This is a genomic window from Pandoraea morbifera (assembly GCF_902459575.1).
Taxonomy (GTDB): domain Bacteria; phylum Pseudomonadota; class Gammaproteobacteria; order Burkholderiales; family Burkholderiaceae; genus Pandoraea; species Pandoraea morbifera.
The window spans coordinates 177,410-190,913 of record NZ_CABPSD010000010.1; the positions used below are offsets into that span (position 1 = coordinate 177,410).

Here is a 13,504-nt window from a genome sequence, read left to right on the forward strand (position 1 = left end):
CGCGCGTCCGCACGTCGAAAGCGACGCTACCGCAGATGGCGCTCGACCTGTTCGCCGAGGTGGCGGCCGACCTCACGTGCGGCGTCGACGAAGTGGGGCGCGGGCCGCTGGCCGGGCCTGTCGTGACGGCGGCGGTCATTCTGGATCCGGCCCGTCCGATCAAGGGACTCGCGGACTCGAAGAAGCTCACCGCGCAGCGTCGCGAGGCGCTCTATGAGGAAATCGTCGAGCGTTCACTCGCGTACTGCATTGCCGAGGCAAGCGTGGCCGAGATCGATTCGCTGAACATCCTGCATGCGACGATGCTGGCCATGCAGCGAGCGGTGAACGGCTTGTCGCGCGTGCCGACGCTGGCGCTCATCGACGGCAATCGTTGCCCGGTGTTGCCGATGCGCGCGGAGGCCGTGATCAAGGGGGACGACAAGGTGCCCGCGATCTCGGCGGCGTCGATTCTGGCAAAGGTCACGCGAGACCGCCAGTTGATCGCGCTGCACGAGGAATTCCCGCAGTACGGTTTCGACGAGCACGTGGGCTACGGCACGCCACGTCATCTCGAGGCGTTGCGGCAACACGGGCCGAGCCCGCACCATCGCCAGTCGTTCGCACCGGTGCGCGAAGCCTTCGAGATGTTCGGCGCGCTCACCGTTCCTCGCGTCATCCGCTCCTCATGAAACTCATCAGTTCCAAAGACAACCCGTTCTACAAGCGCCTGAAGCAACTGGCGCAGTCGAGCGCGCAGCGTCGCAAGCTGGGCCAGACGCTGCTCGAGGGCGTGCATCTGGCCGACGCCTATCTTGGCGCGCTCGGACAGCCGCTCGTCTGCGTGGCGGCGGAAACGGCACTGGAAAACGACGAAGTCGCGCAGATATGGTCGAGGGTCGATCCCGATCGCCGGGTTTGCCTGCCGCACGCATTGTTCGAGCCGTTGTCGACGCTGGTCAACGGGGTGCCGTTGGTGTTCGTCGTGGAAATGCCGACCGGGCATTTGCCGGCATCGCAAATCACGGATTGCGTGATTCTCGATGCAGTGCAGGATGCCGGGAACGTCGGCTCTATCTTGCGGAGTGCGGCCGCCGCCGGCGTACGGGATGTGTTTTGCATGTCGGGCACGGCGCTCGCCTGGTCGAGCAAGGTATTGCGCGCCGGGATGGGCGCGCATTTCTCATTGAACATCGTCGAGCATTGCACGCCGGATTCGCTCGCGCCGCGCCTGTCGGTGCCGTTGCTCGCGACGAGCCTGCAGGCAAGCACGTCGCTCTACGAGCAGGACTTGCGCGCACCCGTGGCGTGGGTCTTCGGCAACGAAGGGGCGGGGGTTTCGCCGCAGTGGCTCGAGCGCGTACGCACGCCGATCCGCATTCCGCAACCGGGTGGCATGGAGTCGCTCAACGTGGCGGCGTGCGCGGCGATCTGCCTGTTCGAGGCGGTGCGGCAGCGGCTCGACTGACGCGACGTCAGATGTGCGGCGGTTGTTCGGCGATTGTTGCCGGCGGGCATGAAAAAGGGACGCTCGAGGCGTCCCTTTTCGGTTTGCGGCTAGCCATGCGCGTGCCCGTGGCGTCAATAGACGTCGCGCTCCAGCTTGATTTCCTGCAGGATCGTGGTGGCGATTTCCTCGATCGACTTGTGGGTCGACGACAGCCACTTGATGCCTTCGCGGCGCATCATCGCTTCGGCTTCGTTCACTTCGTAACGGCAGTTCTCCAGCGAAGCGTACTTGCTCCCTGGTCGACGTTCGTTGCGGATCTCCGACAGGCGCAACGGGTCGATGGACAGGCCGAAAATCTTGTCCTTGTACTGATCGAGCGTGGAAGGCAGCTTTTCACGCTCGAAGTCGTCCGGGATGAGCGGATAGTTGGCGGCCTTCACGCCGTACTGCATGGCGAGGTAGAGCGTGGTCGGCGTCTTGCCGCTGCGCGACACGCCGACGAGAATCACGTCGGCGCTTTGCAGGTTCTTGTTCGACTGCCCGTCATCGTGGGCGAGCGAGAAATTGACTGCCTCGATCCGGTTCTTGTAGGCCTCGCTGTCGGCGTTCTGGTGCACCCGTCCGATGGCATGCATCGACTTGAGTCCCAGCTCGACCTCGAGGGGTTCGATGAATGTCTGGAACATGTCGAGGACCACGCCCTGGCTGTTGCGCAGGATTTCATTGGCGCGAGCGTCGACGAGCGTGCTGAAAATGATCGGGCGGACGTTCTCGCTGCGATACATTTCATTGATCCGTTGCGCCGTTTCATAGGCTTTATCGACGGAATCCACGAACGGAACGCGAATCTGACGGAAACGCATCTCGAACTGCGCGAGAATCGAATGCGCGAATGTTTCGGCCGTGATCCCTGTCCCGTCGGACACAATGAAGACCGGGCGTGCAGCGGCCGGTTTGGCTTGTGGGGCGGGCGATGTCGGGGAATTTCCGGTATTGGGGGCGTCAGTCATGCGCAGAATCGCAAAATGGTGCGTTGCACGGTAGAATAGCGGCAACTTGTTGGATAAGCAATTGCGCGACCATCGCGCGGCGTCCAGCCGCAGGCCCGTCTGGCGGGGCGCGGCGGGAATCCGGATAGTTCGGGGCAGGTCGTCGGGCGCTAGCCCCTGGTACTCGACGCCGCCAATGCGCGATTCCTTATCCAACAGGTCGACCCGCCTATGTCAGTCCCAGCCGGTCCGCCGAGAATTTTTTTTCTTACCTTAGGGGCTTTTATGACTAACGCAGCACACAACGGCGCCTACGTGGTGCCGTTTGAGCATCTGCGCATGACCGACGTCGAGTCGGTCGGCGGCAAGAATGCATCGCTTGGCGAAATGATCAGCCAACTGGCCGGCGCCGGCGTGCGCGTGCCGGGCGGCTTCGCCACCACGTCGCACGCCTTCCGCGAATTCCTCCAGCACAACAACCTGACCGAGCGCGTTGCCAAGCGTCTCGAGGGCCTCGACGTCGACAACGTCAAGGCCCTTGCGGAAGCCGGCGCCGAGATCCGTCAATGGATCGTCGACGCGCCGCTGCAGCCGGCACTCGAGCAGGATATCCGCGAGCAGTTCGCGCGCTTGACGGCGGACCAGCCGGACGCTTCCTTCGCCGTGCGCTCGTCGGCCACCGCCGAGGACCTGCCGGACGCGTCGTTCGCCGGTCAGCAGGAAAGCTACCTGAACGTCGTCGGCATCGAAGACGTGCTCGATCGCATGAAGCACGTGTTCGCGTCGCTGTACAACGACCGTGCCATCTCGTATCGCGTTCACAAGGGTTTCACGCACGCGGAAGTGGCGCTGTCGGCCGGCGTGCAGCGCATGGTGCGCTCGGACTGCGGTGCCTCGGGCGTGATGTTCACCATCGACACCGAGTCGGGTTTCCAGGACGTCGTCTTCATCACCGCCAGCTACGGTCTCGGTGAGACGGTGGTGCAGGGTGCCGTGAACCCGGACGAGTTCTACGTCTTCAAGCCGACGCTCAAGGCCGGCAAGTACCCGATCATTCGTCGCACGCTCGGCTCGAAACTGGTCAAGATGGAGTTCACGCAACCGGGTGAGCCGGGCCGCGTGAAGACTATCGACGTGCCGATGGAGCTGCGCAACCGTTACTCGATTACCGACGAAGATTGTGCCGAGCTTGCCAAGTTCGCGCTGATCATCGAGAAGCACTACGGTCGTCCGATGGACATCGAGTGGGGCAAGGACGGCAAGGACGGCAAGATCTACATTCTTCAGGCGCGTCCGGAGACGGTGAAGAGCCAGTCTGCCGGCAAGGTCGAGCAGCGCTTCAAGCTTAAGGGCGATGCACCGGTGCTGGCCACGGGCCGCGCCATCGGTCAGAAGATCGGCGCCGGTCCCGTGCGCGTGATCATGGATCCGAGCGAAATGGAGCGTGTGCAGCCGGGCGACGTGCTGGTGGCCGACATGACCGACCCGAACTGGGAGCCGGTGATGAAGCGCGCCTCGGCGATCGTGACGAATCGCGGCGGCCGCACGTGCCACGCCGCGATCATCGCGCGTGAACTGGGCGTGCCGGCGGTGGTTGGCTGCGGCGATGCAACGGACGTCCTCAAGGACGGCGCGCTCGTGACCGTTTCTTGCGCCGAAGGCGACGAGGGCAAGATTTACGACGGTCTGCTCGAGACGGAAATCACCGAGATCCAGCGCGGCGAAATGCCGAAGATTCCGGTGAAGATCATGATGAACGTGGGCAACCCGCAGCTCGCCTTCGATTTTGCGCAACTGCCGAACGAAGGTGTGGGTCTGGCGCGTCTGGAATTCATCATCAACAACAACATCGGCGTGCACCCGCGCGCGATTCTCGAATACCCGAACATTGACGCCGACCTGAAGAAGGCGGTCGAGTCGGTGGCACGCGGTCACGCCTCGCCGCGTGCGTTCTACGTCGACAAGCTCGCGGAAGGGATCGCCACCATTGCGGCGGCGTTCTACCCCAAGAGCGTGATCGTGCGTCTGTCGGACTTCAAGTCCAACGAGTACAAGAAGCTCATCGGCGGTTCGCGTTACGAGCCGGACGAGGAAAACCCGATGCTCGGCTTCCGCGGCGCATCGCGCTACATCTCGGAAGACTTCGCCGAAGCGTTCGAGATGGAATGCCGCGCTCTGAAGCGCGTGCGCGACGAGATGGGCCTGACGAACGTCGAGATCATGGTGCCGTTCGTTCGCACGCTGGGTCAGGCGGAGCGCGTGGTGGGCATGCTCGGTGAGTATGGCCTCAAGCGCGGCGAAAACGGCCTGAAGCTGGTGATGATGTGCGAGGTGCCGTCGAACGCGATTCTGGCCGACGAGTTCCTCGAATACTTCGACGGTTTCTCGATCGGTTCGAACGATCTGACGCAGCTCACGCTGGGCCTGGATCGCGACTCGGGCATGGAGCTGCTGGCCAAGGATTTCGACGAGCGCGATCCGGCGGTGCAGTTCATGCTCAGCCGCGCCATCAAGGCCTGTCTGTCGAAGGGCAAGTACGTGGGCATCTGCGGGCAGGGTCCGTCGGATCATCCGGACCTGGCCGAGTGGCTCGCCAAGGAAGGCATCGCATCGATGTCGCTCAACCCGGACACGGTCATCGAGACGTGGCAGCAACTCGCCAAGCTGGCGAAGTAAGCGTCACGATCATGAACTGACGTCGGAAGCGTCCGAGCGGCATCTCGGACGCCACCGAAAGGCGGGCGCCCCCCTTGGGCCGCGTGCGCCGATCGGTGGGTTTCGTGCTATAAACCCCGGTATCACACCGGGGTTTTTTTGTGTCTGGGAGTTGCGATGGAGCAGGCTTGGCTTTGGTTCGGCGTCGCCGGATTGGTCGTGGTACTGGAGCTGGCGAGCGGGACGTTCTATTTGCTGATGGTTGCCCTTGGCATGGCGGCGGGCGGCGTTGCGGCACTGTTGCGCGCGGACTGGCCGCTACAATGGGTTGCGGCGGCAATCGTGGCGGGCGTCGCCGTCTGGATGCTGCGTCGAAGCCGTTTCGGGCGGCGTCGCATCAAGGTCGACGCGACGGCGGATCCGAACACCATTCTCGATATCGGTCAGCGCCTGCATGTCGATCACTGGCAGGCGGACGGTCTCGCGCGCGCGATGTATCGCGGTGCGGAGTGGGACGTGGAGCTGCTGCCAGGCGAATCTCCTGACGCCGGGTGGTTCGTCATTCGCGAGGTTCGCGGCAGCCGTCTCTATGTCGCGCATGCGCGTGCCTGAGGCCGAGCCGGCGGTCGCGCCGGGGCGTCATGCGAATGTGAAGTGGCATTGACCCGCAGTTGCGGGGAAGTCAACCGGCCTGCCGTGTATCGCGGGCGCTTTCTGGGGGAAACATGATATCCAACGTCGCGTTCATTCTCTTCATCATCGCCGTGATCATCGCGGCACGTTCGATCAAGATCGTGCCTCAACAACACGCGTGGGTGGTGGAGCGTCTCGGGAAGTATCACGCGACGCTCACACCGGGCCTGTCGATCGTCGTGCCTTTCGTCGATCGCGTCGCTTACAAGCACCTGCTCAAGGAAGTGCCGCTCGATGTCCCGAGCCAGATATGTATCACCAAGGACAACACGCAGTTGCAGGTCGACGGGATTCTGTACTTTCAGGTGACGGACCCGATGAAGGCATCGTATGGTTCGAGCAACTTCATTGTCGCGATCACGCAGTTGGCGCAAACGACGTTGCGTAGCGTGATCGGCAAGCTCGAACTCGACAAGACGTTCGAAGAGCGCGAGTTCATCAACCACAGCGTGGTGAATGCACTCGATGAGGCGGCATCGAACTGGGGCGTCAAGGTGCTCCGCTACGAAATCAAGGATCTCACGCCGCCTAAGGAGATTCTCCACGCCATGCAGGCTCAGATTACGGCCGAGCGAGAGAAGCGCGCTTTGATCGCGGCGTCCGAGGGCAAGAAACAGGAGCAGATCAACCTGGCGTCGGGTGCTCGGGAGGCGGCAATTCAGAAGTCCGAGGGCGAGCGGCAGGCGGCGATCAATCAGGCGCAGGGCGAGGCGGCGGCGATTCTCGCGGTGGCCGAAGCCAATGCCGAGGCCATCCACAAGATCGCGACGGCGATTCAGACGCAGGGCGGCATGGAGGCCGTCAACCTGAAGGTGGCCGAGCAGTACGTCGATGCCTTCAGCAAGATTGCCAGGACCAACAACACGCTGATCGTGCCCGGCAATCTGTCGGACATGAGTGGCATGATCGCCTCGGCGCTCAAGATCGTGCGCGGCACGGAGGGTGGTTCGAATGCACCCGTCGACGGCACGCCCGGCGGCCTCGGCAATGCCGGTGCGCGTCGATAATCGCCGTCGGTAGTCTCCGTCGGGAATCGCACGAAGGCCCGGTATCATAAAAACCGGCCCATATCGCCGCGCGATATGGGCCGTTGTTTTTTCGCGCGACGCGGCGAGTGGCGTCGCGGTTCGCTGACAGGAGGGCGCCGGTGGCGCGTCAGGTCGGCGTGCGCATCAGGCGCGCCTTTTCGCGCTCCCAGTCGCGCTGCTTCTCCGTCTCGCGCTTGTCGTGCAGCTTCTTGCCCTTGGCCAGCCCGATCTCGCACTTCACGAGCCCTTTGCTGTAGTGCAGGTTGATCGGGACGAGCGTGTAGCCACGTTGCTCCACCTTGCCGATGAGCTTCTTTATCTCGTCGGCCTTGAGCAGGAGCTTGCGCGTGCGCACCGGGTCGGCCTTGACGTGCGTCGACGTCGAGGTCAGTGGGCTGATGTGCGCGCCGATCAGAAAGATTTCGCCGTTCTTGATGACGACGTAACCTTCCTTGATCTGCGCCCGCCCGGCGCGGATGGCCTTGACTTCCCACCCTTCGAGCGCGATCCCGGCTTCGTATCGCTCCTCGATGAAGTAGTCGAAGAAGGCTTTCTTGTTGTCGATGATACTCATGGATCCTTGGCGGGTAACTTGGTCGGACCCGGTGAGTCGGGCTCGGGTAAAATAGCGATTTTAACAAAGAGTCTCGGCAAGAGGCGGCTTGCGACGCGTGCGGATCGATTCCGTATCGGTGGCCGCGCCATGTGTTCGCCGCGCCCGACAGACGATGGCCGAAGTCAGTAAAACCGTTCTCGTGCATTTCTCCGATGAGCAAATGTACGACCTGGTGACCAATGTCGCCGATTACCCCAAATTCCTGCCCTGGTGCGGTGGTGTCGAGATTCGACATCAGGACGAGCACAGCATGGAGGCGTCGCTGATCATTGACTTCAAGGGGCTGAAGCATTCGTTCGCGACACGCAATCTGCAGGAGCGTCCGCATTCGATTCAGATGACGTTCGTCGAAGGGCCGTTCAAGCGTTTCCACGGCACGTGGAAATTCACGGCACTGCGCGAAAACGCCTGCAAGATCGAGTTCGGCCTTCACTACGAGTTCGCGAATTTCCTGCTCGAGAAGGTGATCGGTCCGGTGTTCAGTCACATCGCCAACACGTTCGTCGACGCCTTCGTCAAACGTGCGGAGACCGTATATGCCAAGTGAGCTGAGCGTCGAAGTCTGCTATGCGCTGCCCGATCAGCAAACGATCGTCGCGGTCGCGGTGCCGCAGGGCGGCACCATGCGCGAGGCGATCGAGCGCAGCGGCCTGTTGCAGCGGTTCCCCGAGTTGGATCTCGCGCGCATGAAGGTCGGCGTATTCGGCAAGGTGCGTGCGCTCGATGCGGCGGTTGAGGCGGGCGATCGAGTGGAAATCTACCGGGCGCTCAGAGCCGACCCGAAAGTGGCCCGCCAACGGCGGGTCGAAAAGGTGCGCCACGAAGGTAGCCGCGAAGGGCAGAAGTGGCTCGGGAGTCGCCGCGGCAGCTAAGCGTTCAGCGGTGTCGCATGGCCGACCGACCGACAGGTCGATGTCGGGCGGGCAGGCTGAACACGTGTTCAGCGAGGGCGTTTTTGGGTTCGATCGCCGTCAATGGGTCGACCCTCGGGCATGCAGTCGAACCGAGGCGCTGACCCCGGCCAGCAGTAGGACAATGGCAGCGAATTCCAGCATTCGCGGCATGCGGTGTTCGTAAATGAAGCCATAGAGCAGGGCGAACAGCGTCTCGAACACGATCAATTGTCCCGACAGGGTGAGTGGCAACCGCCGACTCGCCGCATTCCAGAACGCGTTGCCGATCGTCGATGCCCCCACTGCTACGGCAGCATTCACCAGCAGGAACATTTGCCAGTCCCGCGGCGCGTCCGGCGCAACCGGGTGCGGCAGCACCGTGGCCGGCACCGCGAGGACGATGGCCAGAGCGCCGGTGGCAACGCCGGTGAGCAACGACCATTCCCGGCTGGTGAAATGTCCGAACTGTGCCAGATACCGGGCGTTGGCCACGGCGTACCAGGTCCAACTGGCCAGCGCGCCCACGGCGCAGACAATCCCGGCGAGGGTCAGACGCCAGTCACCCCCACGGGTCGAGGCATGCGAGAAGACGTCCACGTTGATGCAAACGATGCCGGCGGCGACCAGCGCCAGCGGTCCGGCAAGCCGTGACAACGGCAGGGCGCCGTGGTCGCGACTGCCAACCAGCGTGACGGTCACCGGCAGCACGCCGACGATCAGCGAGGCCGGAGCGATGCCCGCCATCTGTACCGAAGCGGCGACGAACAGGTAATAGACGAGGTTGCCGACCAGGCTCAGCCGGAAAAGCGCACGCCAGTCGCTGCGGGTGATGCTAAGGCGCAGGCGAGCCCAGATGGGAGCGATCAGCACTACGGACACCACGCCGTAGAGGACGTATCGAGCGGCGGACAGTTCCAGCGGTGAAAACCCGGGCAACAGACGTGGGGCCAGAAAGACCAGTCCCCAGAGGGCACCTGCCGCCAGTCCGTATGAAATCCCTTGCCCCATGCGCGCCTTGCCAGTGGTGTGTTGTCGAAATCCTCGTGATTCGTGCCGTACCCGCCGTCGTTGGCAGTCGGGTCAGCGCGAGCCGGGCGCAAGCGTAGCACGCGCCTCACGTCCGGCTATTGTGAAATCCGGCACCCGGCACCCGGCACCCGGCACCCGGCACCCGCCCTCCGGCACCCGGCCTCCGGCCTCCGGCCTCCGGGCTACCGAGCCATTGGGAATGCTGCCACGCCGGCCACTGGCTGGCGTGTCGGACCGATGGCGCCGAGGCGGGCGAGGGGTGTCGGGTGCCTGCGGCGCGGGGCGTCGATGGCAATGATTGGCGTTCGTTGGCATCGGTGGGCGACGGCTCGGGAAAAAGCCCCTTGACATGTGGGGCGGACGTGCCATGCGGTTCGCGATTTCTGTATAATTCGGTTTTGCGCCTATAGGATTTGCCATGCGTCTGATCCAAAAAGCACTCACATTCGATGACGTGCTCCTCGTCCCGGCCTACTCTGCCGTTCTCCCGCGCGACACCAGCCTGAAAACCAAGCTCACGCGCAACATCACCCTGAATATGCCTTTGCTGTCGGCCGCCATGGATACGGTGACCGAAGCGCGTCTGGCCATTGCCATGGCGCAGCAGGGTGGCATCGGCATCATTCACAAGAATTTGAAGCCGGCCGAGCAGGCGCGGGAAGTCTCGAAGGTCAAGCGATTCGAGTCGGGCGTTCTGCGCGACCCGATCACGATCCCCCCGCACATGAAAGTGCGTGACGTGATCGCGCTGTCTCGCCAGCATGGCATTTCCGGGTTCCCGGTGGTCGAGGGCGCACAGCTCATCGGTATCGTCACCAATCGCGACCTGCGTTTCGAGAGCCGCCTGGACGAGCCGGTGCGCGTGATCATGACGCCGAAGGACAAGCTCATCACGGTGCGTGAAGGCGCCTCGCCGGCCGATGCCGAGCGACTGATGCACGATCACCGCCTCGAGCGCGTGCTGGTCGTCAACGACGCATTCGAACTGCGCGGCCTGATGACGGTCAAGGACATCACGAAGGCGACCGAGTATCCGCTCGCGAGCAAGGACGAGCATGGCAAGCTGCGCGTCGGCGCGGCGGTCGGCGTGGGTCCGGAAAATGAAGAACGCGTCGAGTTGCTGGTTGCCGCCGGCGTGGACGTTATCGTGGTCGACACGGCGCACGGGCATAGCCAGGGCGTGCTCGATCGCGTGCAGTGGGTCAAGAAGCATTTCCCGCAGATCGAAGTCGTTGGCGGCAACATCGCGACGGCGAGTGCTGCCGTGGCGCTGGTCGAGCATGGGGCGGATGCGGTCAAGGTCGGTATCGGCCCGGGCTCGATCTGCACGACGCGTATCGTCGCCGGTGTCGGCGTGCCGCAGATCACGGCGATCGCCAATGTGGCCGAGGCGCTCAAGGACACTGGGGTTCCACTGATCGCCGACGGGGGCATTCGCTACTCGGGCGACGTCGCCAAGGCGCTGGCCGCTGGTGCGCACACCGTCATGATGGGCAGCATGTTCTCGGGTACGGAAGAGGCCCCGGGCGAAGTGTTCCTGTATCAGGGTCGTTCTTACAAGAGCTACCGCGGCATGGGTTCGGTGGGCGCGATGAAGGATGGTGCGGCTGATCGTTACTTCCAGGATCCGGCCAACAATGCGGACAAGCTCGTGCCCGAAGGCATTGAGGGCCGGGTGGCATACAAGGGCAGCGTGAACGCGATCCTGCACCAGCTGACCGGCGGTATCCGTTCCTCGATGGGATATCTGGGTTGCCCGACGATCCAGGATTTGCACGAGAGGGCGGAATTTGTCGAAATCACGGCGGCAGGCATGCGCGAGTCGCACGTGCACGACGTCCAGATCATGAAGGAAGCCCCCAACTACCACGTGGAGTAATTGCCCATGAAGGCCATGTTGCGTACGGTACTGTTCCTCGATGCGGCGCTGAATCTGGCACTTGGCGTGCTGTTGATCGCGTCGTTCTGGTCATCGCTGTATGCGGCCATTGAAGTGCCCGCGCCATCGCCCGTGCTGTATGCGCAGGCGTTGGGCGTGGCCTTCATCGGCGTGGCCTGGCTGCAATGGCACGCCACCGTGAACGGCCAGTTGACGGCGACCGTCGCGAAAGTGACGGGGCATATCAATTGGGTGACCGGTGCGTTCGTGCTGGGCTGGCTGATTTCCGGCCAACTCGCGGTGACGGGGGGCGGCAAGTTGTTGATGCCGGCGCTCGGGGCTGTGCTGCTGGTGGTAGGCGGCATTCTCGTGAAGCTGGCGTCGAGCGTACGCACGAAAGAGCGCGTACAGGCCGCCCAGCAGTCGGGAGAGCGAGTGCGCGGCGGCGTCGTGAGCGACACGCGGCGCGACCCGCCGAGAGATTATTACGAGCCTCGGGAAGTCGACGCGCCCCGGGGCGCGCGCGCCGAACCGCGCATGGAGACGCCTCAGCCCCCTCGTGGCGGTTCCACTTCTGTCAACCCCACGCCGGTCGCGCCTGCGGGCACCACCGGCATTGTCACGCCCGTGCCGTCCGACACGGCGTCGACGACCAACGAATCTACTTCATCCGTACCTCACGATGCACGACAAAATCCTCATTCTTGACTTCGGCTCGCAAGTCACCCAGCTCATCGGACGCCGCGTTCGTGAAGCGCACGTTTACTGCGAGATTCACCCGAACGATGTCTCCGACGAATTCATTCGCGAGTTCAATCCGAAGGCGATCATTCTGTCGGGCAGCCATGCGAGCACGTATGAGGATCAGGATCTGCGTGCACCGCAGGCGGTGTGGGATCTGGGCGTGCCGGTGCTGGGGATTTGCTACGGCATGTTCGCGATGACGGTGCAGTTGGGCGGTCAGGTTGAAGCCAGCAACCATCGCGAGTTCGGTTACGCGGAAGTGCGTGCCCATGGCCATACGCCGCTGCTCGACGGCATTGAGGATTTCCGCACGGCGGACGGGCACGGCATGCTCAAGGTGTGGATGAGTCACGGTGACAAGGTCACGCAGTTGCCGGAAGGCTTTGCGTTGATGGCATCGACGCCGAGCTGCCCGATCGCCGGCATGGCCGACGTCAAGCGTCACTACTACGCTGTGCAGTTCCACCCGGAAGTCACGCACACGGTGAAGGGTCGCGAGCTGCTCGAGCGTTTTGTGCTGGAGATCGCCGGCGCCAAGCCGGACTGGATCATGCGGGACCACATCGAGGAAGCCGTCAAGGCGATCCGCGAGCAGGTGGGCGACGAGGAAGTGATTCTGGGTCTGTCGGGTGGGGTGGATTCGAGCGTCGCGGCGGCGCTGATTCACCGCGCGATTGGCGATCAGTTGACGTGCGTGTTCGTCGATCACGGTCTGCTGCGTCTGAACGAAGGTCAGATGGTCATGGAGATGTTCCAGGGTCGTCTGCATGCGAAGGTGGTGCATGTCGATGCTTCCGAACAGTTCATGGGGCATCTGAAGGGCGTGACCGATCCGGAGCAGAAGCGCAAGATCATCGGCCGCGAGTTCGTGGAAGTGTTCCAGGCGGAAGCGAAGAAGCTGAAGAACGCGAAGTGGCTGGCGCAGGGCACGATCTATCCGGACGTGATCGAATCGGGCGGTGCCAAGACCAAGAAGGCGACGACGATCAAGAGCCATCACAATGTTGGCGGTCTGCCGGAGACGCTGGGTCTGAAGCTGCTCGAGCCGCTGCGCGACCTGTTCAAGGACGAGGTGCGCGAGCTGGGTGTCGCGCTGGGTCTGCCGCATGACATGGTCTATCGTCACCCATTCCCGGGCCCGGGCCTGGGCGTGCGGATCCTTGGCGAGGTGAAGCGCGATTACGCCGATCTGCTGCGTCGTGCCGATGCGATCTTCATCGAGGAATTGCGCAACACCGTCGAGCCGAACAGCGGCAAGACGTGGTACGAGTTGACGAGCCAGGCCTTCGCGGTGTTCCTGCCGGTCAAGAGCGTGGGCGTGATGGGCGACGGCCGCACCTATGAGTGGGTCGTGGCGCTGCGCGCCGTGCAGACGCAAGACTTCATGACGGCACACTGGGCGCATCTGCCGCACGAGCTGCTCGGCAAGGTCTCGAACCGCATCATCAACGAAGTGCGCGGTTTGAACCGGGTTGTCTACGACATTTCGGGCAAGCCGCCGGCGACGATCGAGTGGGAGTGATCCCGCGTCCGGAACTGCCCGGCACAA

At 63.3% G+C, this 13,504-nt stretch carries 12 protein-coding genes and 1 pseudogene; 10 read left to right on the forward strand and 3 right to left on the reverse strand.

Annotated features, from left to right (window positions below):
* The first annotated feature begins 35 nt into the window (after window positions 1-35).
* Window positions 36-671 (forward strand): ribonuclease HII, encoded by a 636-nt coding sequence (rnhB, locus tag PMO31116_RS17175; RefSeq protein ID WP_246185350.1) that lies wholly within the window; start codon window positions 36-38, stop codon window positions 669-671.
* The gene (locus tag PMO31116_RS17180; RefSeq protein ID WP_150567798.1) at window positions 668-1,447 is read left to right on the forward strand and encodes a TrmH family RNA methyltransferase; all 780 of its coding nucleotides are present in this window, start codon (window positions 668-670) and stop codon (window positions 1,445-1,447) included. Before rnhB ends, PMO31116_RS17180 begins: the two co-directional genes overlap by 4 nt.
* Window positions 1,448-1,560: 113 nt before the next feature.
* Here the strand turns inward: PMO31116_RS17180 and ppsR are convergent, their stop codons facing one another.
* Window positions 1,561-2,439 (reverse strand): posphoenolpyruvate synthetase regulatory kinase/phosphorylase PpsR, encoded by an 879-nt coding sequence (gene ppsR / locus PMO31116_RS17185; protein ID WP_072619141.1) that lies wholly within the window; start codon window positions 2,437-2,439, stop codon window positions 1,561-1,563.
* A 264-nt stretch (window positions 2,440-2,703) separates the two neighbouring features.
* Between ppsR and ppsA the strand changes: the two genes are divergently transcribed.
* From ppsA to PMO31116_RS17200, 3 genes are all read left to right on the forward strand, one after another.
* Window positions 2,704-5,094: a phosphoenolpyruvate synthase gene (gene ppsA, locus PMO31116_RS17190; protein ID WP_150567799.1), complete on the forward strand. Its 2,391-nt coding sequence runs from the start codon at window positions 2,704-2,706 to the stop codon at window positions 5,092-5,094.
* 156 nt (window positions 5,095-5,250) lie between these two features.
* Window positions 5,251-5,685 carry an NfeD family protein gene (locus tag PMO31116_RS17195; RefSeq protein WP_150567800.1) on the forward strand — a complete coding sequence of 145 codons (435 nt, stop codon included), beginning with the start codon at window positions 5,251-5,253 and terminating at the stop codon, window positions 5,683-5,685.
* A gap of 113 nt (window positions 5,686-5,798) precedes the next feature.
* Window positions 5,799-6,773, forward strand: a complete 975-nt coding sequence (locus PMO31116_RS17200) for an SPFH domain-containing protein (protein WP_150567801.1) — start codon at window positions 5,799-5,801, stop codon at window positions 6,771-6,773.
* Window positions 6,774-6,921: 148 nt separating this feature from the next.
* Here the strand turns inward: PMO31116_RS17200 and smpB are convergent.
* Window positions 6,922-7,371, reverse strand: a pseudogene (gene smpB / locus PMO31116_RS17205) (SsrA-binding protein SmpB); the annotation flags it as partial.
* 151 nt (window positions 7,372-7,522) lie between these two features.
* On the opposite strand from smpB, the gene PMO31116_RS17210 reads away from it, so the two are divergent.
* On the forward strand, window positions 7,523-7,957 hold the full coding sequence (locus PMO31116_RS17210) for a type II toxin-antitoxin system RatA family toxin (protein WP_023596228.1): 435 nt from the start codon (window positions 7,523-7,525) through the stop codon (window positions 7,955-7,957).
* Window positions 7,947-8,282, forward strand: a complete 336-nt coding sequence (locus PMO31116_RS17215; RefSeq protein WP_150567802.1) for an RnfH family protein — start codon at window positions 7,947-7,949, stop codon at window positions 8,280-8,282. Before PMO31116_RS17210 ends, PMO31116_RS17215 begins: the two co-directional genes overlap by 11 nt.
* Before the next feature lie 99 nt (window positions 8,283-8,381).
* On the opposite strand, the gene PMO31116_RS17220 is transcribed toward PMO31116_RS17215, so the two are convergent.
* Window positions 8,382-9,311 (reverse strand): DMT family transporter, encoded by a 930-nt coding sequence (locus PMO31116_RS17220; RefSeq protein WP_150567803.1) that lies wholly within the window; start codon window positions 9,309-9,311, stop codon window positions 8,382-8,384.
* 439 nt (window positions 9,312-9,750) lie between these two features.
* Between PMO31116_RS17220 and guaB the strand changes: the two genes are divergently transcribed.
* Genes guaB through guaA form a run of 3 tightly spaced genes read left to right on the forward strand, consistent with a single transcriptional unit; the run spans window position 9,751 to window position 13,477 of the window.
* Window positions 9,751-11,211 (forward strand): IMP dehydrogenase, encoded by a 1,461-nt coding sequence (gene guaB, locus PMO31116_RS17230; protein ID WP_150567804.1) that lies wholly within the window; start codon window positions 9,751-9,753, stop codon window positions 11,209-11,211.
* A 6-nt stretch (window positions 11,212-11,217) separates the two neighbouring features.
* A complete protein-coding gene (locus PMO31116_RS17235; protein ID WP_150567805.1) occupies window positions 11,218-11,919 on the forward strand; it encodes a hypothetical protein in 702 nt (233 codons plus the stop codon).
* Window positions 11,894-13,477, forward strand: a complete 1,584-nt coding sequence (gene guaA / locus PMO31116_RS17240) for a glutamine-hydrolyzing GMP synthase (protein WP_150567806.1) — start codon at window positions 11,894-11,896, stop codon at window positions 13,475-13,477. Before PMO31116_RS17235 ends, guaA begins: the two co-directional genes overlap by 26 nt.
* Window positions 13,478-13,504 lie beyond the last annotated feature (27 nt).

Bases quoted from the DNA above. Each gene is read 5' to 3' on its own strand.
- PMO31116_RS17195 (WP_150567800.1), top strand. From the start codon at position 5,251: ATGGAGCAGGCTTGGCTTTGGTTCGGCGTCGCCGGATTGGTCGTGGTA.
- ppsA (WP_150567799.1), top strand. From the start codon at position 2,704: ATGACTAACGCAGCACACAACGGCGCCTACGTGGTGCCGTTTGAGCAT.
- PMO31116_RS17180 (WP_150567798.1), top strand. From the start codon at position 668: ATGAAACTCATCAGTTCCAAAGACAACCCGTTCTACAAGCGCCTGAAG.
- PMO31116_RS17220 (WP_150567803.1), bottom strand. From the start codon at position 9,311: ATGGGGCAAGGGATTTCATACGGACTGGCGGCAGGTGCCCTCTGGGGA.
- PMO31116_RS17210 (WP_023596228.1), top strand. From the start codon at position 7,523: ATGGCCGAAGTCAGTAAAACCGTTCTCGTGCATTTCTCCGATGAGCAA.
- ppsR (WP_072619141.1), bottom strand. From the start codon at position 2,439: ATGACTGACGCCCCCAATACCGGAAATTCCCCGACATCGCCCGCCCCA.
- guaA (WP_150567806.1), top strand. From the start codon at position 11,894: ATGCACGACAAAATCCTCATTCTTGACTTCGGCTCGCAAGTCACCCAG.
- rnhB (WP_246185350.1), top strand. From the start codon at position 36: ATGGCGCTCGACCTGTTCGCCGAGGTGGCGGCCGACCTCACGTGCGGC.
- PMO31116_RS17215 (WP_150567802.1), top strand. From the start codon at position 7,947: ATGCCAAGTGAGCTGAGCGTCGAAGTCTGCTATGCGCTGCCCGATCAG.
- PMO31116_RS17235 (WP_150567805.1), top strand. From the start codon at position 11,218: ATGAAGGCCATGTTGCGTACGGTACTGTTCCTCGATGCGGCGCTGAAT.
- guaB (WP_150567804.1), top strand. From the start codon at position 9,751: ATGCGTCTGATCCAAAAAGCACTCACATTCGATGACGTGCTCCTCGTC.
- PMO31116_RS17200 (WP_150567801.1), top strand. From the start codon at position 5,799: ATGATATCCAACGTCGCGTTCATTCTCTTCATCATCGCCGTGATCATC.